We start from the raw sequence: 23,356 nt of genomic DNA on the forward strand, positions 1-23,356 counted from the left end.
AGGAAACCTATTCCGTTAACCCCGGGCGTTGCCCGCGGCTCGAAGCTGCCGTGCCCCTTCGGGGCGTTTTCTCAAAACACCGCCGATAAAAGGGGGCGAATTTCGAACCCGTGTTGCAGACAAGTAACCTGTTTTGTATGAATGGATTGCCGCGTGACTTTCGAATAAACTTGCCAAGAAAACAAGAAGTTGACGGATAGTAGTACGGATAGAGAATACTTTCGGTTTTTGCGGCGTGTGGGTGGCTGCATCCTATTTCCGGGGCATCGTGTAGCCGGGTATACACGTTGGCGGGGGACGTGGTAGAGTGTTTCCGGGAGCGCGTTGCACGCGCATGAAAGAAGCGGAAGCCAATGGACGATTTGATGGAACCGCTGATGCGGTATGACTGGGGTGGGGAGCGTGCGAGCCTTTACGCCATCGATGGCGCTGTTCGGGAGGCGCATGGCGATCCGGAACGGCTTCTGGCGATAGAGCGGGCCTTGATTGGGGTGCTGCAATCGGACGCGCCCGTGCCGGCGAAGGAATACGTCTGCCGCCAGCTCGCGCTGATCGGTTCGGCGGCGAGCGTTCCTGTCCTGGCCGGGATGCTGGCCGACGCGGCGTTGCTGGACCGCGCCCTGTATGCGCTCCAAGCCATCCCGGACGGCGCGGCGGGGTCCGCGTTGCGGGAAGCGTTGCCGGCCGCGACGGGGGCGGCCCGGATTGGGATTGTGAACGCGCTGGGCGAACGCCGGGACCCGGGGTGCAAACCGGCGTTGGAAGCGGTGGCGGATGATGGGGATCTGGTCTTGCGGGCGGCGATACAGTCGGCGCGGCGTAAGATTGGGGCTGTATGAATCGGGGTCGGGAATGGGGCGGCACCTTCGCGGCTTATTTGGACAGCCGGGACGGCTATCCTACCTTGCAACGATCTTGACTATGGCTTATTTGGACAGCCGGGACGGCTATCCTACCTTGCAACGATCTTGACTATGGCTTGTTTGGACAGCCGGGACGGCTATCCTACCTTGCAACGAGTTTATTTTGGACAGCCGGGACGGCTATCGTGCTTTGTCCTGGCTATTGACTGGGTAATGCGATGAAGAAATCTTCCGATGCGCGCGTTTCTTGCGCAACACCGATCAGCCGACGGCGCTTTCTTGGCCAGTCGGCGGCGGCGGCGGGCGCCTTTGCGGTCCCGACGATCATCCCTTCTTCCGCGCTGGGCGGGGACGGGGCGGTGGCTCCGAGCGAACGCGTTGTGCTGGGCCAGATCGGGCGGGGGATGATGGGCCGGGGGCACCTGGCGCATTTCTCGCAGAACAAGCTGGTTCAGCTGGTGGCGCTGGCGGAGGTGGACCGGGTTCGGCTTCTGGAGGGCCAGGCGGAGGTGGAGAGCCACTATGCGGAAGCCCGGGCCAGCGGCAGCTACCACGGCTGCGCGATCTACAACGACTACCGGGAATTGCTGGCGCGGGACGACATCGACGCGGTCTCCATTGCGACGCCGGACCACTGGCACGCGCCCATATCCATCCACGCCGCCGAGGCGGGTAAGGATGTCTACTGCGAGAAGCCCAATTCCATCTGCATTGGCGAGGGCCGCCAGCTTGTTGAGGCGATCCGCCGGAATGGGCGGGTATTCCAGAATGGGAGCCAGTACCGGACCATTCCGCGGATCCGGCGGGCCTGCGAATTCATCCGTAACGGCGGCCTGGGCCCGGTTAAATCGGCCTTTACGCTGTGGAACGGGATCGGCGGCGCGGGCAAGACAGATCAGATTCAGCCCTACTGCGGAATCATTCGCGGCCGCACGACTGGATCGTCCAGTATCCCGCTGGATTTTGCGCTGCCCGGCTCCCCGGTTCCCGACGGGCTTGACTGGGATCTATGGGTCGGCCCGGCGCCGTGGCGCCCGTACAACCCGGCCTACCACAGCAACCCGATGCCGGGCGTTGTGCCTTGGGCGTTCTGCGAGGATTTCGGCGTGGGCGCGTCGACGTGGTATCACTCCCACGCGGCGGACGTGATGCAGTATGCGCTTGGCTTCGAGGAGAGCGGCCCGGTGGAGATCGTGCACCCGGACGACGGCGAGTTCCCCACGATGACGTACCGGTACGAGAACGGCGTCACGCTGCACCTGGTGGAGGGCTGGGGCCAGCTCCAGGAATTGTACGGCGCGCTCCCGGAAGGCGCGCAGGTCAGCGGGAGCTTCGGCGGTGTGGCCGTTGGCGAGCGCGGCTGGCTGTCGGCGCTGTACGGCGAGGGCGGCATCGCGGGCGGTCCCGAGGCGCTGATGGCGGAATTTGACGACCCGAAGAACGACCCGCCTCCCGGCAGCCGCGACCACCACACCAACTGGCTGGAGTGCGTCAAGACCCGGGGCAAACCGTCCTCGCACGAGGAAATCGGGCACCGGGGCGCTTCGCTCGGGCACCTGACGATCATCGCGTGCAAACTGGGGCGGTCGCTGAAATGGGATCCGGCGCGGGAGGTTTTCCCCGAAGACGAACAGGCGAACCGGCTGATCAACCGCGCCAAACGGGCGCCCTGGTTTATTTGAGCTAAACAGAAGGGCGCTTCACCCACAAGCGCCGGCGCTGTGCATTGCCAGGGCGCCGGGACGCGCGAAACGGCGATTCCCGCCCAGGGAGGCTTTATCGATGAACGGCCATACGCGGATCGCTCCCCTTCCGCCGGTGAAGGATCGGCGCACCCGGCTTATCGCGCTGGGTGTGGTTCAGTTGTGCTTTGGCGCGCTTTGCGCCCTTTTTGCCGTCCTGATCATTTTCAGCATGTTCGCAATGCGCGCCTTGGGACAAGAAACGGCGGCGGGAATGAACCCGCAAATGACGCTCATGGGCATGGCGTTCTACTGCGCCATCGCGGCCTGGTTCATCACCATGGGCGTGGGCTCGATCCTGGCGCGCCGGTGGGCGCGCGCCCTCATTCTGACCAGCGCCTGGATTTGGCTAGTCTGCGGCTTATCGGGCACGGTATTCCTGGGAATGATGATGGGGGACATGTTCGACATGATGGCCGCGAATGGACAGACCCCGCCGGGCTTCGCGCAGGCCATGAAGATCTCCATGATCGTCTTCTCCGCGGTGTTCTACGTGGCCTTTCCCGGCGCCCTTGTACTTTTCTATCGTGGCGCGGACGTGAGGGCGACCTGCGAGTACCGCAATCCCGCGCCGAGCTGGACCGATGCGTGCCCGATGCCGGTTCTCGCCCATGTCCTGCTCTTTGTCACGCTGTCTGTGTCCATGCTCCTGATGGGCGCCTACAACTGGGCGCTTCCCTTTTTCGGCGTGATACTGAGCGGACCCGGGGGCGCCGCGGCGGCGATCACCGTTGCCGGGTTGAGCGCCGGGCTGGCCTGGGGCGCCTACAAACTGAAGCCCGCCGCCTTATGGGGCTCCGCCGCCCTGGTCCTCGCGTGGGGCGGCTCCGCGTTCGTCACCTTCATACGCGCGGACCTGATGGAATTCTACGAGAAGGCGGGCGTGCCCCCGCAGCAACTGGACATGATGCGGCCGCTCCTGGAGACGGGCGGATTCCAGAAGCCCATGTTGATTGGAATTCCGCTGTGGGTAGTCGCCCTGCTGGCGCTATTGATCTACACGAAACGCTACTACGGCGGCGCGGACGCGCCCGATCCCGATCCCGCCTGAATCGGAACGCCGCCAGCCCGACTACCCAACAGCGCCATCGTTACACGCGAGCACCGTGCCCCACCACGCCCCCGGATGCTATGCTGTTCCCACGGGGACTTTCCGCCGCCGTTCTGGCATTCCGGTCCCGCGTTAACATGCTCGGGAGCGCCTGCGCCCGTACTGGCGCCGGGCCCCCTTCCCGCAAACCGATGGATCTTCGCCATGAAACGTATCCTCGCCGCTCTCCTTCTGCTCTGTGTTCCCGCATTCGCTGAGCCGCTCGTCTATCTGGATATGGAGCCGGTGCTCGCGCGCTACGGAGACGACACGATCCTGCAATACGATACCCTGAAGCTGGTGGCTTCGCTGCAGGGCCTCGTCAATCGTGATGCGCCGCGCCTGGCGATCCGCCTGCTTCGCGGGACCGGGCAAACGGGCCCCGTGAATGTGGACGACTACTGGCTGGAGATTCTCCAGCAAGGCTGGCTGAAGGATCGGGAGATTCTTCGTATCGACAGCCTGGATGCGCTCTTCGCCCGCTTCCCGGAAGCCTTGACGGGGGCGGTGCTCTGGGATCCGAAGGTTCCCGCCACCTCGAATGTGGCGTCGACCATCTGCGGCGTGGAGGGATGGCTGCCGGTTCGCGCGGGCGGCGCGCTCTATGATCAAGCCGTCGCCGCGGGGCCGATGCTTCCGGTGAAGCTGTCGCTCGTGGACCGCTTCGATGGCGGTGAGTCGGGCAGTGCGAAGTGCGACGCCTACCTCTGGGCAAAGCGAGCGTATCTGGATGCGGGCCGCTGCAACGACCGCCTGCTGGCCTATTGTGTGGACGCCTTCTCTCAGAAACCGACGGAGCCCGGCTTTCAGTATCCGGACTTGGACAACGCCGTGCTCGCGAATCAGGACTACTATGTGGCGAAGCAGGCCTTCTTCTTTGATCTGAGCCCCTGGGCCGACGAGACGCCAAACGACGACCCCAACCAGCCACCCGGTACGGACCGGGCCACCTTCACGGCCATTCTGAAATCCCTCGCAGAGCAGAATGGCGGCGACGCCATGGCGACGGTATCGGGGTTCACGCCGTGGAACCAGAAGTACACGGACCATGGCAACGCAGGCGGGAAGCACGGCGGCGTGCACACGGAATGGGAGCACGTGGCGCTGGTTTCCGCGTACAACGCGATCCTGGACGCGGACGCGTTGGGCATGTCCGGCCTGGCGAACGCTTCGGCCTACCGGCACTATCCGCTGCGCGAGCGCTACACCCAGACGCCGCCGCCCCCCCGCGCGCTGGAGGCGAAAACCTACGTGCTCGTGTACATGGGTGATTACGATTCCTCCGCGTGGCTCTCCCGCAATATCCCCAAGGTTTGGGACGATCCCGCGCGCGGCACGCTCCCCATGGCCTGGGCCTTCAATCCCAACCTGTCGGATCGCATACCACACATCTTCAACCACGTCTTCTCAACCAGGACGGATCAGGACTGGTTCATCGGCGGCGACTCCGGCGCGGGCTACCTGAACCCGAACCTCCTCACGGGGGACCGGCTCGGCTCCGGCCTGCCGGATGCGCTCGATCTGTGGGTGCGCCACAACCAGCACTACTACACCCGCTTCGACTATTCGATCACCGGCTTCGTGATCAACGGCTTCCACGGCGACATGCCCCTGGCGGTCCAGCGGGCCTACGCGAAGTTCTCGCCCCGCGGCGTGGGCATGCAGCTCGGATTCGCCCAGCCTGTGGTCGATGGCGCGCCCTTCCTGCGCCATGCCCGGGACCTCTACCCCAACCTTCGCAATCTCGATGGCGCTGTTTTCGAAATCATGGCGTCAGCGGACGGCGCGGAGCCCCAGTTTCTCATTTTTCGGATGATTTTGCAGAAGCCCTCCACTGTCGCCGCCCTGATCCAGCGCCTGAAGGAAACCCGCGGCGAACGGAATTGGGACTTCTGCGACCCCTATACCTTCTTCGACCTCTACAAGCAACATATCAGCCCGCCGCCATAAGCGCGTGGCGGCGTCCCGTTCGCCCTGCGAGGCTTCTCCCCCCGTTCCGCCCGCTTCGGTCGCTCCCGTATCTCCGCGCCGGCCCTGGCCGAATACAGGATTGCCGGGCTCGAGCCGGAAGGGGTCGGACGCCATCTGGGCGGTCTTTGATCAGGCGGTGGCCCCGCCTCCGGCGTTCACCTTCTCATCCACCGCCGCGCCCTTCGGGTCCGGGTGGAAGAGCGAGTAGACGGCGGGGATCAGCACCAGGGTGATGAGCGTGGAGCCCGCGAGGCCGCCGATGACCGCGCGGGCGAGGGGGGCCTGCGCGTCGGCGCCCTCTCCGATGCCGAGGGCCAGCGGCATGAGGCCGAGCATGGTGGTGAGGGTGGTCATGAGAATGGGCCGGAGGCGGCGGCGCCCGGCCTCGGCGACGGCGTCGCGGGTGTTCATGCCGTCTTCCGTCCGGAGGCGACCGGCCTGATCGACGAGCAGGATGGCGTTGTTCACGACGATTCCGCCGAGCATGATGCACCCGATATAGGACTGCACATTGAGGGTGGTGTCCGTGAGGTAGAGGGTGAGCAGGACGCCGATGGCGGCCATGGGCACGGAACACATTACCACGAGCGGGTCGCGGAGGGACTCATACTGGCAGGCCAGCACCATGTACACGAGCATCAGGGCGAGTATCATGGAGATAAGCAGTTCCCGGAATGACTCCTGCTGCTCCTCGTAGTTTCCGGCGACGGTAAGGTCGTAACCGGCGGGACGGGCGATCAGGTCCAGCGCGCGATCCACGTCGCGCGCGACCGAGCCGAGATCGCGATCGACGACGTTGGCGGACACGGTGGCGATACGCTGCTGGTCCTTTCGCTGGATCACCTGCGGCCCCCGGCCCTCGGCGGCGGCCACGAGATTGCGCAGGGCCACGCGTTCGCCCGCGGAGGAAGTCAGCGTCAGGTCCAGCACCTCCTCGATTGTGAGCCGCTCGGCGTCACGAAACTGAACGAGTATTCGGTGGGAATTGCCCGCGTCGCGGAATTCACCGGCCTGCGTTCCCGCGAAGGCCGTTTCGATGGCCTGGGCGACGTCGCTGACGCTGAATCCCAGGTCGGCGGCCTTGTCCCGGTCGACGGTCAGCTCCTGCTGTGGAATGCCCTCGTCGATGCTGGAATTGATGTCGAGGACGCCGGGCACCTCCGCCATTTCCTCCATCGCTCGCCGCGAGAGCAAATCGAGGGTATCGAGATCGAAGCCTCGGATCTCGACGGTAATGCCCTCTTCGCCGCCGAGAATCCGGTTGAGTAGGAACTGGCCCTGTGGGGCCAGGACGCGCAGCTCGGTACCCGGGATCCGGCCGCTCAGCCGCTGGCGGAGGTCGTTGGCAATTTCGGTGTTGGAGCGCTGGCGGTCCCTGGCGGGCACGAGGGTCATCCAGAGCGACAGATTTCCACCCGCGCTTGCGCTGGCCGACGTGGAAATGGCCTCGGGAACGGCTGGATACACGATCGACTCGATCCGCAGCGCCTGCTCGTTCACGATATCGAGGCGCGTGCCAACCTCCAGCTCGCCGTGAATTCGGACCTGCCCCTCGTCGCTCGGGGGGAGGAACTCGGTGCCGAGGAGGGGAATCAGGAAAAGCGACATGCCGAGGAGGGCGGCGGCGGCGGCGATGGCCAGGGCGCGATTGCGCAAGACGCTTCCGAGCAGGTCCCGGTAGGCGCTGTCCAGCTTGCGCAGGGCCCGTTCGGAGGCATCGGAGACTCTTCCGATGAGGCTGAACTGGGCCTTGTGTTTCTTGTGCAGCTCTTCGGGCGACTCCACGAGCTTGGAGGCGAGCATGGGCACGAGGCTGAGCGACACCAGCAGCGAACAGACCAGGGAGAAGACGATTACGTAGGCGAGTTCCTGGAAGAGTATCCCGGAGACGCCCTGCACGAAAATCATGGGCAGGAAAATGACCAGGGTGGTGATGGTGCTGGCGACGATGGCGGTGGCGACCTCGCCGGCCCCGCGGACCGCCGCGGCGCGTTTGTCTTCGTGGAGCTCGTCGCGCCGGCGGAAGATGTTTTCCAGGACGACGATCGAATTATCCACCATCATGCCGACGCCCAGGGCGAGGCCGCCGAGCGTCATCAGATTCAGCGTGAACCCGCCGAAGTAAACCAGGGCGAAGGTGGCAATGACGGAAATGGGGATGGCGAGGGATATGACCACGGTGCTGCGGAAATTGCGCAGGAAAAAGAGGAGCACGAAAACGGCCAGTCCGCCGCCGTAGAGGACGGATTGCGCGACGTTGTTAATAGAGCGCTCGATGAAGTTGCCCTGGTTGCTAACGGCGATCACCTCGATCTGTGGGAAGTCGCGGTTGACCGCCTCCACTTCCCTGAGGATGGCGCTGGACACTTCGACGGTATTCGCGCCCGACTGCTTCCGGATGCCGACGCGGACGCCGCGCTTGCCGTTGATGCGCTCGATGGACGACTCCTTCTCGTGGGTATCGAGCACCTCGGCGATCTGGCCTATCGTGACCGGGGCGCCCCCGCGCATGGCCACGACGGTCTCCCGGATCTGGTCAACGCTGGCGTATTGCGCGGGCGCGCGCAGGGTGACTTCGTAGCGGCCCTGCTCGATCTTGCCGGCGGGCAGGTCGAGGTTGGCGTTGCGCACGGCGGCCAGCACCTGGTTCAGCGGCACGTCGAGGGCATTAATCCTCGCGGGGTCCAGCGCGATCCGGATCTCGCGAACCCACCCGCCCCAGAGGTCCACCTGCGCGACGCCGGGAATGCGGCCGAAGCGGTAGCGCAACTGGTCCTCGATCAGCGTGGTGAGTTCGACGGGGTCGAGATCGCCGAGGACGCCGAGGATAACGACCGGAAAATTTGTGATATCGAATTTGCGGACGCGGGGGCGGGTAATATCGTCGGGAAGCTCGTTGATCTCGTCTTCGATGCGGCCCTGCATATCGAGCGAGGCGGTGTCGATATTCGTGCCCCAGGCGAAGGTAACGTCGATGGAGCTGGAGCCTTCGCTGGAGGAGGAGGAGATTTCCTCGACACCGGGCGTGGTGGCGATGATTTCTTCGAGGATTTGCGTGACCCGCTGCTCCATGACTTCCGGGCTTGCGCCGGCGTAGGACGTGCGGACGGAAACGGTGGGCATTTCAACAGCGGGCAGCAGATCGATCTGCACGCGGCTGAGCGAGACCGCGCCCAGCAACACCACGATCATGGTCACCATCGTGGTGAGGATCGGGCGGCCTACGCTGAACCTGGGCAGATTCATACGGCGGCGCTCCCCGCCTCGTCTTCGTCCGCCGGTATGATAATCGCGGAGCCGTCGTCCAGGAGTTGCTGGCCGAGGGTTACGACGCGCCCCTGGAGGCCTTCGCCGGCGACCTGGACGCGGTCGCCCTCCCGGAGGCCCACGGTGACGGGACGCCACACGACGGACGGGCCTTCCTCTTCGACGATAAACACGCCATCGACATCGGCGCGGGAGGTGAGGGCTGCTTCGGGCACGATGGTGGCGTCGGTTTCGCGGGCCAGCTCGATGGTGACTCGAATGAACAGGCCCGGTTTGAGCCGCGCGTCCGGGTTTTCGACCAGTAGTTCGACGCGGGCCTGCCGCGATTCCTGGCGGAAAATGGGCGAGATCCGGGCCACGCGGGCCGCGAACTGTTCACCGGGAAACGCGTCGGTCTGGAGTGTGGCTTCCTGATTCACCGCTATCCGGGCGTAGTCACGCTCAGTCACGAAGATAGTGCCGGTAATTGGAGAGAGCTCCACGATGGAGAGGAGCGGCGCGTTCGCCGATACTGTATCGCCCGCGTCAATAAAGCGCTCCGCAACGACACGGCGATCGCTGCCGCCGCTCCACTCCGCGGTGACGATGGTGTAGTCCAGGCGGATACGGGCGGCTTCGAGGGAAGCCTCGGCGCGCTGCAATTGGGCGCGCGCCACCTCCAGCCGGGCCTGGGCGGCGAGTTGCGCGGTCTTTGCGGCGTCAAGTTGTGATTCGGAGGCCACCCCGCGTGTCCGGAGCGTCTCGACGCGGCCCAGTTCGCGATTTGCGATTTCGAGGGTGCTCTGCGCCTCGGCGAGGGTAGCTTTTGCGACGGCCAGGTCGGCCCGGGATTGCGAGACGGCTTGTACGTATTCCTGGTCGTCCAGTTCGACCACGGTTTGGCCGCGATCGACGGGATCGGCCAGATCGGCGGCGATACGTTTCACCCTGCCGCTGATTTTCGGGGCCACGATGAAGGCGGAGGTCGCTTCGAGGGTTCCACTGAAGGTCCTCCGGAATACGATGGGCCCGCGCGCGATGGGGGCGACTTCTACCGGTGCAGGCGGGGCCTCGCGCCCGGCATCGGTGATTTCCGTTGCGCGCCAGTAACCATTGTAAAGTATCCAGCCGATCCCGGCACTGGTTGCGAAGAAGGCGGCAACGACAATGAATTTCTTCACGGGAATTCTCCGCTGGCGGCGGAGCAAGTCCGGCGCATGCAGCCCGTTGCTTGGGGCGCTGCGTAATTTGATCGAAACACGGTACTACTCCGGGGAATTGAGCCGAATTGATGGCTATGGCGTAAACCCGCCGCCCTGCCAGTGTATACGGAACGCCCCTGTCTTTGTCCAGCGGACGCGCTTCGACTTTACAGGAGACCGCCACGCCCCGTAGACTGGACTACCTCTTTGTGCATCCACGGGTATGGGGATTTCAAGTCATGTCATCTTTTCGCCAAGGTTGCGTTATTGCCCTCATCGTCTCGGGCGCCATGACCACGCCGGCGCATTCAGAGGCCGTGTGGCCGGACGACCAATGGGCACAGCGTGACCCCGCGGACGCCGGACTCGACCCCGCCGTGCTGCAGGACGTTGCCACCTACCTGGGCGGACGGGGCTGCGTGGTTCGCGCGGGCTACCTGGTCTATGCGTGGGGGGATGTCGCGAAACGGGGCGATGTAGCTTCCGCTGTAAAGCCCTGGTTCAGCACCCTGTTGTTTCTCGCGGTGGAATCCGGCCGCCTGGAAAGCCTCGACACGCCGATGGCCAGCTTCGAGCCCCGGCTGACTGAAATCAATCCCGACCTGGACCACAAAGATCGGGGAATCACGTTTCGTCACGCCGCCAATCAAACCTCGTGTTATGGCGTGCGTGAAAAACCCGGCGCCGCCTTCGACTACAACGACTGGCAGATGGCCCTCTTCTCCAGCACCCTCATCGAAAAGATCTACGGCGCGACCTGGGACACCGCCGATCGTGTGGTATTGGGTCCGCTGTTGGCGGATATCCTGGAATGTGAAGACGCCCCCACCTTAATCGCCTTCGGACCCGAGGGGCGACGCGGTCGTCTCGGCATATCGCCCCGGGATTTCGCGCGCTTCGGATTACTCTACCTTCGGGGCGGGGCATGGCGTGGCCAGCCGGTGCTCACGCCCGAACATGCGCGGATGGCGGTTTCGAGCCCACTGCCGCCCGATTTGCCGCGGACGTCCGGGGAGTTGGCCGAGATGATCCCCGGCCAGACGAGCCTGGGCTCGGAGCGCATTCCCGACAACCAGACCGATCATTTCGGCAGCTACAGTTGGCTCTGGTGGGTCAATGGCGTCGACCGCGATGGAAAGCGGATGTGGCCGGATGCGCCCTTGGATGTGTTCTGTGCGCTGGGCCACAAGAATGGCCAACGGGGCATCGCGGTGATTCCCAGCCTCGATCTGGTGCTTTCGTGGAACGACACGACCCTGGGTGATCGTCCGGAGCAACCGCACCCCCTGAATGCCGTATTCCGGATGCTGGGAAGGGCGGCGCAATAGTCCGGTGAATGGGGCGCAAACGCGCACCGTTGCGCAATTGCTTTACACGACGTTCTCTGGGGCCGTACACTGGGGCAATATTTTAACTCCAATCCCCCCGGGAGGCCGGAATGCCCATCACGCCACAACGTTTCATTTGTGTCGCTCTTGTCATTGCGTCAGTGCCCCTGGCGAGCCTATGTGCGGATGCTCAGGATCGCGATCGCCCCAACATCGTCTATGTGTTCTCCGACGAGCATCGCTACCAGTCGATGGGGCACACCGAAATGCCGGAGGTGAAAACGCCGGTCATGGACCGGATGGCCGCAGAGGGTTTTTCCTTCACGCAGTGTGTCAGCAACTATCCGGTATGCTCGCCGTACCGCGCGATCGCCATGTCGGGCCGCTGGCCGTATCAGACCGGGGTGATCGACAATGGGCTGCCCCTTTCTCCGGCGGAAATGACGGTCGGGAAGGCCTTTCAGGCGGCGGGCTACCGCACGGGGTACATTGGCAAGTGGCATCTGGGGGGTACGCGCGCGGAGCCGTTCGGCTTCGATCGTTCGTTGATCTGGGAGGGCATCAATACCCACTACGATAAGGGGGTGTACTTTCCGGCGGCGGGGGAACCCGTCCAGCCGAAGGGCTACAACGCCACGCTGATGACGGATCAGGCCATTGACTTCATCCGCGAGAACCGGGAGCGGCCCTTTTTTCTGATGCTCTCGATCAATCCGCCGCATGCGGACTTCACGGACGCGCCGCCGGAGAAGCGGGCGCTTTACCCCGAGGGTTCGCTGCCGTTCCGGCCGAATTTCGCGCCCTCCGACGCCGAGGCGGGGTCGATATTCGCGAGCAACGGATCCCCCTTCTACGAGGGGTATCACGCGCACATCAGCGCGGTCGACGACGAGCTGGGCCGGTTGCTGGACACGCTGGAGTCGGAGGGCATCGCGGAGGACACCATTGTCATTTATACGTCCGATCACGGCAGCATGCACGGATCGCATGCGGTGGGCAGCAAGCGCCAGCCTTACGAGGAATCGCTTCGTATCCCGATGATAGTTTACGGGCCGGGGCGCATTCCCGGGGGCGCCGCCAGCCCGGCGCTGATTGGCGCGATCGACATGGCTCCGACCCTGTGCGGGCTTGCGGGGATCGAGCCGCCCGCCGCGTTCGTGGGCGGGGATTACAGCGGCGTACTTCGGGGCGAGGCGCCGCCGGCGCGGGATGCGCAGTTCATCATGCACATTGCGAAGGAGAATGCCTCGCACGGCAACAACCACCCGGCGCCGATTTTCCGCGGCGTACGCACGGCGCGCTACACCTACGCGGTTGGACCGGAGGGGCCGTTCTGCCTTTTCGACAACCAGCTCGACCCCTACCAGATGAACAATCTGATCGCGGACCGGGAGTACGCCGCGCTTCGGGAGGAACTCGAGGGGCGGCTGCGCGGCTGGCTTCGGGAGGCGGAGGACCCGTTCACGCCGCCCGCGGTTCCGTAGGATCGCGCTCCGGCGTGGTTAGTAGTCCGCCGCCGCGGCGTTTTCGAAGTCGAAGCGGATCATGCGATCGAACAGCGGCGTTATGCGGACCGTTTCCTCCCGATCAAAATAGCGCGCTTCCGGATTGATTGTCTTGATCGTGAGCAGGCCGAAGTCCGCGAGCGGCTCCGCAACGCGTATACGGGCCACGAAATCCCGGTCGGAGAAGTACTCGTGTTCCTCGAATTCCTCTTCCACGGCCGGGAGAAATATCTTTTGGGCGAATTCTTCCATGCCGACTTCCTCGGCGGCAATCTGGCGGACGGCGAAGAGGATAAACGGATAGGTGGCCTGTACGCCGGCGTACTCGGGCGCCCGGTCCAGGTAGGCGATGTTGATTGAGCGGACGAAGGCGGTGAACAGGTGGGCCTGCAAGGCGCCCGCGCGGGCCGGATCCAGGAATTGGCGGCCGAGCTTTGTCAGCTGGAACTTCCCCTTGTAGAGCCGGATCAGCTTCGCGGCTTCCAGCAAAACGCGGACAAAATGAATGGGCCAGATATCGGTTTCATTGCGGTTTTTCGGGTTGCAAACCGTGAGCGATTCCGCGATGCGCTCACCGCGCATTTCGCGCGTCATGCGCTCCACCATCGACCGGTTGAGGTTTTTGCGGGCGGTCGCTTTGGCGCCGCCCTCCTCGTCCAGCGCGCGCATGAGGGCCATCGCATTGTGGTAGTAGTGGCTCTCCGCCAGTTCTTCCAGGGGCAAGTTGTCCCGGAGCTGGATGATTGCGCCCGGCTCGTTCCATCCGTTTCCGACGAGGTGGTACGCCGCTTCGGTGGAGAGCCCGTGGTAGGCGTCCAACGGCGCGGCGTTGTGCTTGTAGATGATATCCTCCACCGCCTCAAACGCGTCCTCCAGGCTCTCGAATTCCCCTGTATGCAGGCGCTCGTAGATTTCGCGACAGATCTCGTCCGGCATATCGGGCGGAAACAGCGAGCGGTCGAACTCGCCCGACATATCGGGGATCTCGAGCGGCGCCACGCGGCTGATCAGGTGTGATATTGCGAACGCGGTATCCGAGTCGGGGGCGCTGTCTATGGCGCTGTACAGCGACTGCGCCAGGGCCAGCTGCTCCTGCTCCGAGAGGCGGACCTCCAGTTCAGCGTCTCCCTGGATGGCGAATCGCAGGCGCGCCGCCACGCCTTTCGGGAGCTCGGCGTAGTTCAGGATGATGTCGCGTTCCTCGGGGGTGATCGTAATCGTAACGGTAGGCGAATTCATTGGGCCTCTTGTGTTGCGCCCGGCGCCGGGCATGATCTCTTGCGCGTGATTCCGGTATGGTAATCACTCAAGGGTTCACAATGCGAACCGCATCGTCTGGACGCCGGGCCGCCCCGGAAGGAATCGCCATGCGCCTCATCCACTTCTATATCGCCGCCGCCCTGTTTATCGGACCCGCCGCCGCCGAAACCGCGCGGGGCATTGTCTACCTGGACAACAACGGCAATGGGGTCCGGGACGCGGGCGAGGCGGGCCTCCCGGGCGTTTCCGTCTCGAACGGCCGGGACGTAACCGCGACGGGCGCGGACGGCCGATGGGAACTTCCCATCACGGCGCCCGGTTACGTTTTCGTGGTCAAACCATCTGGCTACCAGTTTCCCGTGGATGAGGCGCAGATTACCCGGCACTTCTACCTGCACCACCCGGCGGGATCGCCCGAGCTGGACGCCCCCGGCATACCGGCGAGCGGGCCGCTGCCGGAATCCATCGATTTCGCCCTGTACCCGCACCCCGAGGACGCGCCGTTCAATGCCCTGATCTTCGGCGATACCCAGGCCCGCGGCCTGCGCGAAGTAAACTTCATCACGCGCGACGTCGTGGAGGAGTGCATTGGAACGGACGCCGTCTTTGGCGTCTCCCTGGGGGATATTGTGGCGGACGATCCGGGCCTGTTCGCGGAAATCAGCCAGAGCATCGCGCAGATCGGGATTCCCTGGTACAACGTGATGGGCAATCACGACAACAACCGCAAGGCGCGCAACCACGAAGAGTCGGACGACACCTTCGAGCGACACTTTGGCCCGAGCACGTATGCCTTTGAATACGGGGAGGTGGCGTTTATCGCGCTCAACAATATCTACTTCCCACCGGGCGAAGGGCGCTACCTGCCCTCCTTCACGGACGCGCAACTGGAGTTCGTGGAGAATTATCTCGCCCGCGTGCCCCGGGAAAAGCTGGTGGTGTTGCTCATGCACGTGCCGATCGTCCGCTGCGGCAAGCGCGATGAGATGCTTGCGCTGATCGCGGACCGGCCCCACACGCTCAGCATCGCCGGCCACACGCACGTGCAGTTCCACCTTTTCCTGGACGAGTCGATGGGCTGGACGGGGCCGGCGCCGCACCACCATTTCGTGAGCGCGACCGTTTCCGGCAGCTGGTGGTGCGGGAGCTTTGACGAGCGCGGCATCCCCCACGCCACGATGAACGACGGCGCGCCAAACGGCTATTCGTATATCACCTTTGATGGCCCGAAGTACGCGATCAGGTTCAAGGCGGCCTCAAGACCGGCGGATTACCAGATGAATATTTATCTTTCAGACGATGTTCTGGAGAGTGCGCTGGCCGAGACCGAAGTGCTGGTGAACGTGTTCGCCGGATCCCAGCGGAACCGGGTGCAAATGCGCGCGGGGAGCGATGGCGAATGGATTCCATTGGAGTACACGATCGCGCCCGATCCCGAATGTCAGCGCATGCACGAGCAGAGCCCCTACCTCGACCTGGAGCACGAAGGCCGCAAGCTGGACACGGTCTTCGGCTGGAAAATGGACCCGCCAAGCCCTTCGCGGCACATGTGGAAGGGATCGCTGCCGGCTGGGCTCGCCCCGGGCACGCACACGCTCACGGTGCGCTCGACGGATATGTTCGGGCAGGTTGACGAAGCCCGGCGCGTCTTTCGCGTGCGGGACGCGGCGTCCATGCCGCGGGAATAGCCGGCGGCCTCACGCTCCGGGCGGCCCGCGGCGGCTGCGCGAGCGTGTCTCCGCGAGACTGCCGCGCCCGCGGTGCTCATCCTGCCGCCAGAGCCAGGGACCGACCACGGCGGCGAGCGTGGAGAGCGCGATTACGGCCAAGAGCTCGGCGCGCCTTGTCTCCGCGTCCGCCACTACCATGAAGTGGAACCCCACGATCAGAAACAGAGCCGTTACGATGAAGAAGCCCAGGCGGGCGGCGATGTCCGCCAGAAGATGCGCCCAGAAATCTCCGGGCCGTGCTTGCCGAGTTTTCTTCATGCCGCGCTCCTGTTGCCTGATCAAACCCATGTCGCTGAACCTGTATACAACCACCGCATCGGAGCTATTCACGCGGCGGGTACGTCCGGGAGCGAACTGCAAAACCAAATGGAAGCGCCCCCGCAAACGCTTGTTTCGCGGGGGCGCTGGCGTTAATAGAAAGCCGTGCCCGTATGGCGCGTTACTGCGACCGCTTGCGGCGAACGCGGGTTACCATTCCGGCCACGCCCATTCCGATCAAGGTAAGCATGGCGGGCGCCGGAAGGGGCACCACCGTCCCGACGGTAATGTTGCTGATGATGTAACCGTCTTGCCCGCTAACATAATTGCTCATCGTGTCGCCATAGACGAAGTTGAAACCGAATCCGCCCCGCGGCGCGCCGGTTCCGCCCCAGGCAACGCCGGGTTCGCCGATGGCCCATCCGCCAGCCGCCAGGTCATCGTAGCTGATGCGGAGCCGGCCACTGTCCGAATACGCTCCCGTAAGCCAACTCGTGTCGACTCCGGTCTCGTAAACGAAAAAATCGCCCATCGCTTCGAACGTTGCGGAGACGGTCGTTCCGTTGGCAACCCGATTGTTGGGCTCAGTGACAAAAGCGGACAGCGGAGCGTTCGATGGTTCGTTCGCGATTATCGCGTAGTTGGTCCCATCTCCGATCCAGATATTGATATACGGCATCCAGGGGCCAGCGGCGTTCTCCACCAGGAATGAAACGTCGACCAAGTCCCCGAAGGTCAACCCATCGAGATCCGAGGTGCCGTATCCCGCTTTGTCTCCGGCAACAGGCGTTACGAACTCCACCCGGCCCTCGCTCAATTCCGTGGCTACGCCGGTGCCTCGAATATTGAATGCGTCGAAATTCAACGAGGACGCATACGCAGTCCCGCTCATCAACAGGCCCGCACTCACAACACTACTAAGCAATTTCTTCTTCATCCCATTTCCTTTCGTTTATCTCTCGCACACTCAAACCCGACAGCTACCGATTGCCCGACGGCGTTCGGCCAACCGCATGTTATGGAAAAGCGGCGAAATGCGCCACTTCGAACCCTGAAATCGACCCCATTCGGAAATTAACGCGAAATTTGGAAGCGATACCGCCTGCCAGCCCAAGTCGCCGACGCCACCCGCTGTGCACTCCCAGTGAAGTCGTATTGACTCCCAATCTAGCACAGAACACCGTACAGTGCAACCATTTTCTACGCCGCGTTTTACAGTATTCATATTTGTACTACTTTACGATATTTTAACGGCAAGGAAATCGCGCCCGCGAAGAGGCCGGTGCTGCCGTTGGCGCGGTTCAGGCGAGCCGCCTGCGCTCCCATCGGATTCACGCTTTCGTTGCGGCGCCGGATCGCGGCGAAGAGGGAGCAACCCGCCTTCACTCCGCCTAACCCCTGGATTCGTGTCCATTCGTGGCTCACGCTTCCCGTTCTCTGGCCAAATGCCCCCCGCGCTCAGGTCACGGCGATGAATTCGTGCTGGATTTCGGCGCCTTTCAGTGTGAAGAGGCGGAAGCCTTTTTCGTCCGTGCCGTCGTCGTTTTTCGCGTTGGATCCGCCGGCGGCGGTGGAGGTGAATAGGATGCCGTTGTGCTCCTCGGCGCGGTTGCCGTGGTAATGGCCCGAGGCGCAGATGCGAAGGTTGTGCGCGGCGAAGAGGGCGAGGATATCATCGGCGTTGGCGGGGCGCCCGAATGGAATTCCGGGCTCGAGGGGGTGGTGGGTGAAGAGGGTGATCGGCTTCTTTTTGTCCATGTGGCTCAGTTGATTCTGGAGCCATTCCAGGCGGCTGGCGGGCGTTTCCGGGGTGCCGGAGGCGCCATCGCAGGTGTCCAGTCCGATAAAGGCCCAGCCCTCGAGGTTCTGGCGCCACTGGGACTTGCCAAAGGTCCGCGTGTAGAAGGCGTATGGATCTTCCGTGCCGCTGCCGAGGTCGTGTTCACCGGGCAGTGCGTAGACGGGCATCCGGAGCCGGTCGAGGGCCTGCCGTGCCAGGTTCATCTGGGAAAGCGCGCCGTTCTCGGTGAGGTCGCCGAGCACCACGACGAAATCGACGCCGGGTTCGTTGTTGATGCGGTTCACGGCGCGCCCGACGAGGCCGGTGCTGCGCGCGCCGGTCAGGTGGAGATCGCCGATCGCCGCGAACTTCGCGACGCCGTCGCCGCCAAATTCGAGTGCGGGCGCCAGCCGCCCGATCCGGCTCTGTTTCACCCGCGCGCAGCCCGAGAGCGCGGCCAGCGCCGAAATACCCATGAACGCCCTTCGTGATACGGCCATCTGAAGTTCTCCTTGTATCGCCCGCCCCGATCGGGGTATTGTTCGCCTGTCCGCGTCCGCCTGGGCGCGGGCGGCGTATTGTACCACCACAAAACGGAAATCGCCCATGCGCGTTGTGATAGCGCCCGACTCGTTCAAGGAATGCCTCAGCGCGCGGGGCGTGGCCGAGGCGTTGCGCCAGGGCTGGCTGGAGGGGATGCCCGGCGCGGAGATCGTCTGCCTGCCCATGGCCGATGGCGGGGAGGGCACGGTGGACGCGGTGATCGAGGCGGCGGGCGGCGAGCGCATGCTGGATCGGGTGACGGGCCCCCTGGGCGACCCGGCGGATGCCGGTTGGGGGCTCATTCAGGGCGGCCACGTGGCGGTGATGGAAATGGCGGCGGCCTCGGGGCTGGCGCTGCTCCCGGCGGACCGGCGGGATCCCTGCAAGACCTCCACCCGGGGCGTTGGCGAACTGATGGTTCGCGCGCTGGATTCGGGGGTCTCCGACATTATCATCGGGGTTGGCGGGAGCGCCACGAATGACGGGGGCGCGGGCCTGGCGCAGGCGCTCGGGTACCGGCTGCTGAACAAGCGCGGCGAGGAACTCGGGCCCGGGGGCGCGCGGCTGGTGCAACTTGACCGCATCGACGCCTCCGGACGCCACCCGCGGCTGGATGAGGTGAATATATACGTCGCGTGCGACGTGAACAATCCGCTGTGCGGTCCGGAAGGGGCGAGCGCGGTGTACGGCCCGCAGAAGGGCGCCTCTCCGGAAGATGTACTCATCCTCGATCATGCGCTGGAGCATTTCGCGCGGATTGTGGAGCGGGATCTGGGCGTCTCGATTGCGGAGGTTCCGGGGGCGGGGGCGGCGGGCGGCCTGGCGGGGGGGCTGATGGCCTTTGCCGGGGCGACGCTTGAGCGGGGGCTCGAACTTATCGGCACACTTTGCGGGCTGCCGCAGGCCATTGCGCGGGCAGATCTGGTGATTACGGGCGAGGGCAGCCTTGACGGCCAGAGCGCTTTCGGCAAGACGCCGGCCGGCATCGCGCAGCTCACGGCGCCCTACGGCGTGCCCGTTATCGCGGTGGGCGGCCAGGTCGCCGGTGGCGCGGAGGCCTTGTACGCGTGCGGGGTAACGGCGCTATTTCCGATCTGCCGCGGGCCGCAGACCCTGGCGGAGGCGCGCGCGAACGTGGAATCCAACCTGCGATTCACCGGACGCCAGATCGCGCGACTGTGGGGCGCGGCAACGCCGCCCGGGCCGTGAATCGCGTCCGCGATTTGCAACCCGAACCATCGAACTGGTACTTTCCGGGTCGCGCCTTCCGGATCCCTGCGCGCGTGGGGTATTGATATTGCCCGCCCGCTGCCCGCGGTCCGGAAGCGGCCCGCGGAGAGCGCCGCCTGTTGCGCCGGGCGGGATTCCGACCCGCATCAAGGAACCTTTTTCATGCGCCTCGTAGACCTCATCGGCCCGGAGTCCATTCTGCCGGCGCTCCGCGCCGCCCGCAAGGCGGACGTGATTCGGGAAATCGCGGGGCACATGGCGGGCGTGTTGGGGGGGCCTGGCGAAGCCGCGATCGCCGAAGCGCTGATCGCTCGGGAAGCGCTGGGCACAACGGCGATTGGGGAGGGCGTTGCGGTTCCGCACGCGAAACTTGGCTCGCTGAACACTATCGCGGCCTGCCTCGCGCGATCGCGCCGGGGTGTGGACTTTGGGGCGGCGGATAATCTGCCCGTTCATTTTTTCTTCGTTGTGCTTTCGCCCCAGGTATCGGCGGGCGAGCATCTCAAGCTCCTCGCGCGCTTCAGCCAGATCTTCAAGGATCCGGAATTCCGTGGGCGGCTCCTTCTGGAAGAGACGGCCGAGGCAATCTATCAACGCGTCGCCGAGCGGGACGGGCGCTGAATGTTCGCCCCGTGGCCGCTTCGGTCAGGGCCGCTTCCGGGCGGTTCCGAGAACCGGTGGCGAAACACGCGCATTGTGCTGCGCGATGCCGGGGCGCTGGTGGCGCTTACCGGGGCGCTCATGCTGCTGCCGCTGCTCGTCTCTCTCGTCAGTGGCGAATATTTCAGCGTGGCGAGCTTCGCGATCGCCGCCGCCGTGACGGCTTCGGCCGGCTCCTTGACGTATCGCGCCTGCCGCGACGCCCCGGAGCCCAGCCGCCGGCACGCGATGTTGATCGCCGCGACCGGGTGGCTCGCCTGCGCCTGTTTCGGGGCGTTGCCCTACTTGATTGCGGGGCATATCACGGCGGATGAGGCCGCGCGAGCGCTCTCGATCGATGGCGGATCCTCGCCGTCCAGTTTGATCCATTTTCGCAATCCCCTGCACGCCCTGTTCGAAAGTATGAGCGGTTTCACGACGACGGGTTTAAGTATGGCGGTGCACGAGCCAACGCTGGGCTACGGGTTGCTGTTCTACCGTTCGCTTACCCAGTGGGTTGGCGGCGCCGGTGTGATCGTGCTTTCCCTGGCGATCATCCCGCGGCCACAGATCAACGGCGTGCTGGAGCTCTACCAGTCGGAGACCGCGGGCATGAAGGTTCGGCCCGGCATACTGGGAACGGCGCGCGCGATCTGGAGCGTGTACCTGGGCCTGACCCTGCTGGCGGCCGCGTTCCTGGCGATCGCGACGTTCGTGTTCGTCCCCGACATGGGCCTGATCGAGGGCGTGTTTCACGCGGTGAATCACGCGATGACCGGGCTCGCGACCGGCGGTTTCAGCACGCTGGACGACAGTATAGCGGGATACCGCTCCTACGCCATGGAGATGGCGCATCTGGCTCCGATGCTGATCGGCGCGATCGCGCTCCCCCTGCACTACAAATTCCTCCGGGGGCGGCGCTGGGGCATCCTGTGGCGCGACCCGCAGTTCCGCCTGCTGTGCCTGATGTGTCTCGGCGGCGCGCCCCTGCTTTCCGCGCTGCTCCGTGGAAATCCGGGGGTCCCGGATCCGATCCGGGAGGGGATCTTTCAATTCGTCAGCGGGCTCACGGGGACGGGCTGGCAGACCTCGAACATCGCGGTCTGGAACAGCGGATCCCTCCTCGTAATGGCGTGGTGCGCGATGTTCGTGAGCGGTTCGGCGGGGTCCACGGTGGGCGGGGTCAAGCTAATTCGAGCGTACCTCGTCGGCCGCGCGGTCATCCGGCAGGTTCAGAGAATTTTCCTGCCGCAAGGCAGTGTTCTTCCATTCCGCGTTGGCGAGCGGAACCTTTCGGCGTCCGATGCGCATCGGGAAGTCGCCGACGCGGCATCGTTTTGTCTGCTCTACGCGGTGATTCTCATGGCGTCGGTGCTGGCCACGGCGCAGGTGCTGGGCGATCGGTTCAGTCTGGGCGCGATCATGTTCGAGTGTTCGTCGGCGCAGGGAACGGTGGGCCTGTCGTCGGGAATCACCGATCCGGGCATGCCGGCGCTGATCGAGGTACTTTTCATACTTCAGATGTGGGTGGGGCGTCTGGAGATCTTCCCCGTCCTGATACTACTCACGGCCCTGTGTTCTCGCCGGGCAAGAGGCTGAAGCCATGTACATCATCATCATCGGCGCGGGCGAAGTTGGCGGCTTCGTTGCGCGCGAGCTCGTTGCGGAGGGCCACGACGTCGTATTGATTGAATCCGACAGCGATCTGGCGCGGCGCCTGGACGCGACGATGAACGCCATTGTCGTTTGCGGGTCCGGGGTAAACCCGGCCGTACTCGAACAGGCGGGCATCTCGCAGGCCGACCTGCTGCTCGCCGTGACCGCCACCGATGAAGTGAACCTGATAGCATGCATGACCGCGCGGAAGCACGGCGGGCCCGGACTGCGCACGCTGGCGCGTGTCCGCTGGTCGTGGCGGGGGGAAGGCGAGCCCGCGCTAAGCGCTGCCGATCTGGGCCTCGACGCGCTCATCAGCCCGCGCCAGGAAATCGCCGCCGAGGCGGTCAGCGTGCTCCGGTTCGCCGGCAGCGGGGAAGTCTGGGAGCTGGCCGATGCCCAGGTCGCGCTGATCGCGATGTCCTTGTCGGAGGACTCACCGCTCGTACATGACAGCCTGGCGGGGGTGCGGCGCGACTTCGCGAAGGACTTCCTCGTGGTCGCAGTCCAGGGCAGGGAAGGGGTACGGATACCATCGGGCGACGATCATCTCGCGCCGGACGAACGGGCCTATGTGCTGACGCTTTCGAAGTACGCCACGGAGCTTGCGATCCTTTCGGGGCAGCCGTGGGCGCATGTTCACCGGATCATGATCGTGGGTTGCGGAAACACGGGACTTGCCGTGGCGCGCGCGCTCGAGGAACGGCACATGCATGTCACGGTCATTGAGGAGGACGTGGAACGCGCGGAACAGGTGGCGGGCCTGTTGCGCCGCTCGCTCGTGATTCAGGGCGACGGATCCAGCCCGGAATTCCTTCAGCGCCAGATTGAGGAGACCCGGAGCGACGCGGTGGTCGTTTTGCTCAAGAATCCCGAAGAGTCGCTTCTGATCGGAATCTTCGCGCGGTCCCTGGGCGCGAAGAAAGTGGTCGTTCGGTGCGATGAGGGGGGGTATGTGCCGCTGGCGCATAAACTGGGCGTGGATGCGGTGCTGAGCCCGAACCGGGCGATGATCGGGGCCATATTGCGGTATGTCCGCCGCGGTTCCGTGGAGTCGACGCTCCTCCTGGGGGATCGTGGCGCCGAGATCATCCAGTACAAGGTTCCGGCATCCGCGCCGGGCGGAATTCTGGAGAAACCGCTGAGTGACATCAAATTCCCCGAAGGCGCGCTCGTGGGGGCGGTGGTTCGCGGCGGAGCGGCGTTTATTGCCTCCGGGGATACGATCCTGCGGCCCGGGGACACCCTGTTTATAGCGTGCAACCGCGAGTCGATCCGCGGCGTGGAACGCCTTTTCTCCTGAGGCGCGTGGC

18 protein-coding genes are annotated in these 23,356 nt (G+C 64.5%); 11 read left to right on the forward strand and 7 right to left on the reverse strand.

The window, feature by feature from the left end:
- Positions 1-353: 353 nt before the first annotated feature.
- From KF886_15790 to KF886_15805, 4 genes are all read left to right on the forward strand, one after another.
- The gene (locus KF886_15790; protein MBX3178816.1) at positions 354-839 is read left to right on the forward strand and encodes a hypothetical protein; all 486 of its coding nucleotides are present in this window, start codon (positions 354-356) and stop codon (positions 837-839) included.
- A gap of 242 nt (positions 840-1,081) precedes the next feature.
- Positions 1,082-2,545, forward strand: coding sequence for a Gfo/Idh/MocA family oxidoreductase (locus tag KF886_15795; protein MBX3178817.1), 1,464 nt, complete (start codon positions 1,082-1,084; stop codon positions 2,543-2,545).
- Positions 2,546-2,645: 100 nt separating this feature from the next.
- On the forward strand, positions 2,646-3,656 hold the full coding sequence (locus tag KF886_15800; protein MBX3178818.1) for a hypothetical protein: 1,011 nt from the start codon (positions 2,646-2,648) through the stop codon (positions 3,654-3,656).
- A 204-nt stretch (positions 3,657-3,860) separates the two neighbouring features.
- Entirely contained in the window at positions 3,861-5,645 is a 1,785-nt protein-coding gene (locus tag KF886_15805) for a hypothetical protein (protein MBX3178819.1), read from the forward strand.
- A gap of 150 nt (positions 5,646-5,795) precedes the next feature.
- Here KF886_15805 and KF886_15810 read toward each other — a convergent pair whose 3' ends face one another.
- Both KF886_15810 and KF886_15815 read right to left on the reverse strand, forming a co-directional pair.
- Positions 5,796-8,912, reverse strand: a complete 3,117-nt coding sequence (locus tag KF886_15810; protein MBX3178820.1) for an efflux RND transporter permease subunit — start codon at positions 8,910-8,912, stop codon at positions 5,796-5,798.
- Positions 8,909-10,045, reverse strand: a complete 1,137-nt coding sequence (locus KF886_15815) for an efflux RND transporter periplasmic adaptor subunit (GenBank protein ID MBX3178821.1) — start codon at positions 10,043-10,045, stop codon at positions 8,909-8,911. The genes KF886_15810 and KF886_15815 overlap by 4 nt, the downstream gene beginning before the upstream one ends.
- A gap of 308 nt (positions 10,046-10,353) precedes the next feature.
- On the opposite strand from KF886_15815, the gene KF886_15820 reads away from it, so the two are divergent.
- Both KF886_15820 and KF886_15825 read left to right on the forward strand, forming a co-directional pair.
- Complete coding sequence (locus KF886_15820; GenBank protein MBX3178822.1) at positions 10,354-11,442, forward strand: serine hydrolase; 1,089 nt, start codon at positions 10,354-10,356, stop codon at positions 11,440-11,442.
- A 110-nt stretch (positions 11,443-11,552) separates the two neighbouring features.
- The gene (locus KF886_15825) at positions 11,553-12,926 is read left to right on the forward strand and encodes a sulfatase (GenBank protein MBX3178823.1); all 1,374 of its coding nucleotides are present in this window, start codon (positions 11,553-11,555) and stop codon (positions 12,924-12,926) included.
- 18 nt (positions 12,927-12,944) lie between these two features.
- Here the strand turns inward: KF886_15825 and KF886_15830 are convergent, their stop codons facing one another.
- Positions 12,945-14,186: a hypothetical protein gene (locus KF886_15830; protein MBX3178824.1), complete on the reverse strand. Its 1,242-nt coding sequence runs from the start codon at positions 14,184-14,186 to the stop codon at positions 12,945-12,947.
- Positions 14,187-14,314: 128 nt separating this feature from the next.
- Between KF886_15830 and KF886_15835 the strand changes: the two genes are divergently transcribed.
- Entirely contained in the window at positions 14,315-15,895 is a 1,581-nt protein-coding gene (locus KF886_15835; GenBank protein MBX3178825.1) for a calcineurin-like phosphoesterase family protein, read from the forward strand.
- A 9-nt stretch (positions 15,896-15,904) separates the two neighbouring features.
- Here KF886_15835 and KF886_15840 read toward each other — a convergent pair whose 3' ends face one another.
- From KF886_15840 to KF886_15855, 4 genes are all read right to left on the reverse strand, one after another.
- Entirely contained in the window at positions 15,905-16,195 is a 291-nt protein-coding gene (locus KF886_15840; GenBank protein ID MBX3178826.1) for a hypothetical protein, read from the reverse strand.
- A gap of 181 nt (positions 16,196-16,376) precedes the next feature.
- A complete protein-coding gene (locus KF886_15845; protein MBX3178827.1) occupies positions 16,377-17,132 on the reverse strand; it encodes a hypothetical protein in 756 nt (251 codons plus the stop codon).
- Between the two features lie 284 nt (positions 17,133-17,416).
- Positions 17,417-17,620 (reverse strand): hypothetical protein, encoded by a 204-nt coding sequence (locus KF886_15850; protein ID MBX3178828.1) that lies wholly within the window; start codon positions 17,618-17,620, stop codon positions 17,417-17,419.
- Positions 17,621-17,653: 33 nt separating this feature from the next.
- The gene (locus KF886_15855; protein ID MBX3178829.1) at positions 17,654-18,475 is read right to left on the reverse strand and encodes a metallophosphoesterase; all 822 of its coding nucleotides are present in this window, start codon (positions 18,473-18,475) and stop codon (positions 17,654-17,656) included.
- Positions 18,476-18,581: 106 nt separating this feature from the next.
- Between KF886_15855 and KF886_15860 the strand changes: the two genes are divergently transcribed.
- The 4 genes from KF886_15860 to trkA all read left to right on the forward strand — a co-directional run bounded on the left by KF886_15860 (position 18,582) and on the right by trkA (position 23,346).
- A complete protein-coding gene (locus KF886_15860) occupies positions 18,582-19,727 on the forward strand; it encodes a glycerate kinase (GenBank protein ID MBX3178830.1) in 1,146 nt (381 codons plus the stop codon).
- Between the two features lie 183 nt (positions 19,728-19,910).
- Positions 19,911-20,369 (forward strand): PTS sugar transporter subunit IIA, encoded by a 459-nt coding sequence (locus KF886_15865; protein ID MBX3178831.1) that lies wholly within the window; start codon positions 19,911-19,913, stop codon positions 20,367-20,369.
- 120 nt (positions 20,370-20,489) lie between these two features.
- Positions 20,490-21,986 (forward strand): TrkH family potassium uptake protein, encoded by a 1,497-nt coding sequence (locus KF886_15870; GenBank protein ID MBX3178832.1) that lies wholly within the window; start codon positions 20,490-20,492, stop codon positions 21,984-21,986.
- Between the two features lie 4 nt (positions 21,987-21,990).
- Positions 21,991-23,346 (forward strand): Trk system potassium transporter TrkA, encoded by a 1,356-nt coding sequence (gene trkA, locus KF886_15875; GenBank protein MBX3178833.1) that lies wholly within the window; start codon positions 21,991-21,993, stop codon positions 23,344-23,346.
- The last annotated feature ends 10 nt before the right edge of the window (positions 23,347-23,356 follow it).

It is taken from the genome of Candidatus Hydrogenedentota bacterium, assembly GCA_019637335.1.
Classification (GTDB): Bacteria; Hydrogenedentota; Hydrogenedentia; order Hydrogenedentales; family JAEUWI01; genus JAEUWI01.

What these genes read in the sequence shown, in the direction of transcription:
- KF886_15800 (MBX3178818.1), top strand. Translation starts at nt 2,646, where the DNA reads ATGAACGGCCATACGCGGATCGCTCCCCTTCCGCCGGTGAAGGATCGG.
- KF886_15825 (MBX3178823.1), top strand. Translation starts at nt 11,553, where the DNA reads ATGCCCATCACGCCACAACGTTTCATTTGTGTCGCTCTTGTCATTGCG.
- KF886_15790 (MBX3178816.1), top strand. Translation starts at nt 354, where the DNA reads ATGGACGATTTGATGGAACCGCTGATGCGGTATGACTGGGGTGGGGAG.
- KF886_15865 (MBX3178831.1), top strand. Translation starts at nt 19,911, where the DNA reads ATGCGCCTCGTAGACCTCATCGGCCCGGAGTCCATTCTGCCGGCGCTC.
- KF886_15835 (MBX3178825.1), top strand. Translation starts at nt 14,315, where the DNA reads ATGCGCCTCATCCACTTCTATATCGCCGCCGCCCTGTTTATCGGACCC.
- KF886_15870 (MBX3178832.1), top strand. Translation starts at nt 20,490, where the DNA reads ATGCTGCTGCCGCTGCTCGTCTCTCTCGTCAGTGGCGAATATTTCAGC.
- KF886_15820 (MBX3178822.1), top strand. Translation starts at nt 10,354, where the DNA reads ATGTCATCTTTTCGCCAAGGTTGCGTTATTGCCCTCATCGTCTCGGGC.
- KF886_15810 (MBX3178820.1), bottom strand. Translation starts at nt 8,912, where the DNA reads ATGAATCTGCCCAGGTTCAGCGTAGGCCGCCCGATCCTCACCACGATG.
- KF886_15845 (MBX3178827.1), bottom strand. Translation starts at nt 17,132, where the DNA reads ATGAAGAAGAAATTGCTTAGTAGTGTTGTGAGTGCGGGCCTGTTGATG.
- KF886_15855 (MBX3178829.1), bottom strand. Translation starts at nt 18,475, where the DNA reads ATGGCCGTATCACGAAGGGCGTTCATGGGTATTTCGGCGCTGGCCGCG.
- KF886_15860 (MBX3178830.1), top strand. Translation starts at nt 18,582, where the DNA reads ATGCGCGTTGTGATAGCGCCCGACTCGTTCAAGGAATGCCTCAGCGCG.
- KF886_15830 (MBX3178824.1), bottom strand. Translation starts at nt 14,186, where the DNA reads ATGAATTCGCCTACCGTTACGATTACGATCACCCCCGAGGAACGCGAC.
- trkA (MBX3178833.1), top strand. Translation starts at nt 21,991, where the DNA reads ATGTACATCATCATCATCGGCGCGGGCGAAGTTGGCGGCTTCGTTGCG.
- KF886_15840 (MBX3178826.1), bottom strand. Translation starts at nt 16,195, where the DNA reads ATGAAGAAAACTCGGCAAGCACGGCCCGGAGATTTCTGGGCGCATCTT.
- KF886_15805 (MBX3178819.1), top strand. Translation starts at nt 3,861, where the DNA reads ATGAAACGTATCCTCGCCGCTCTCCTTCTGCTCTGTGTTCCCGCATTC.
- KF886_15795 (MBX3178817.1), top strand. Translation starts at nt 1,082, where the DNA reads ATGAAGAAATCTTCCGATGCGCGCGTTTCTTGCGCAACACCGATCAGC.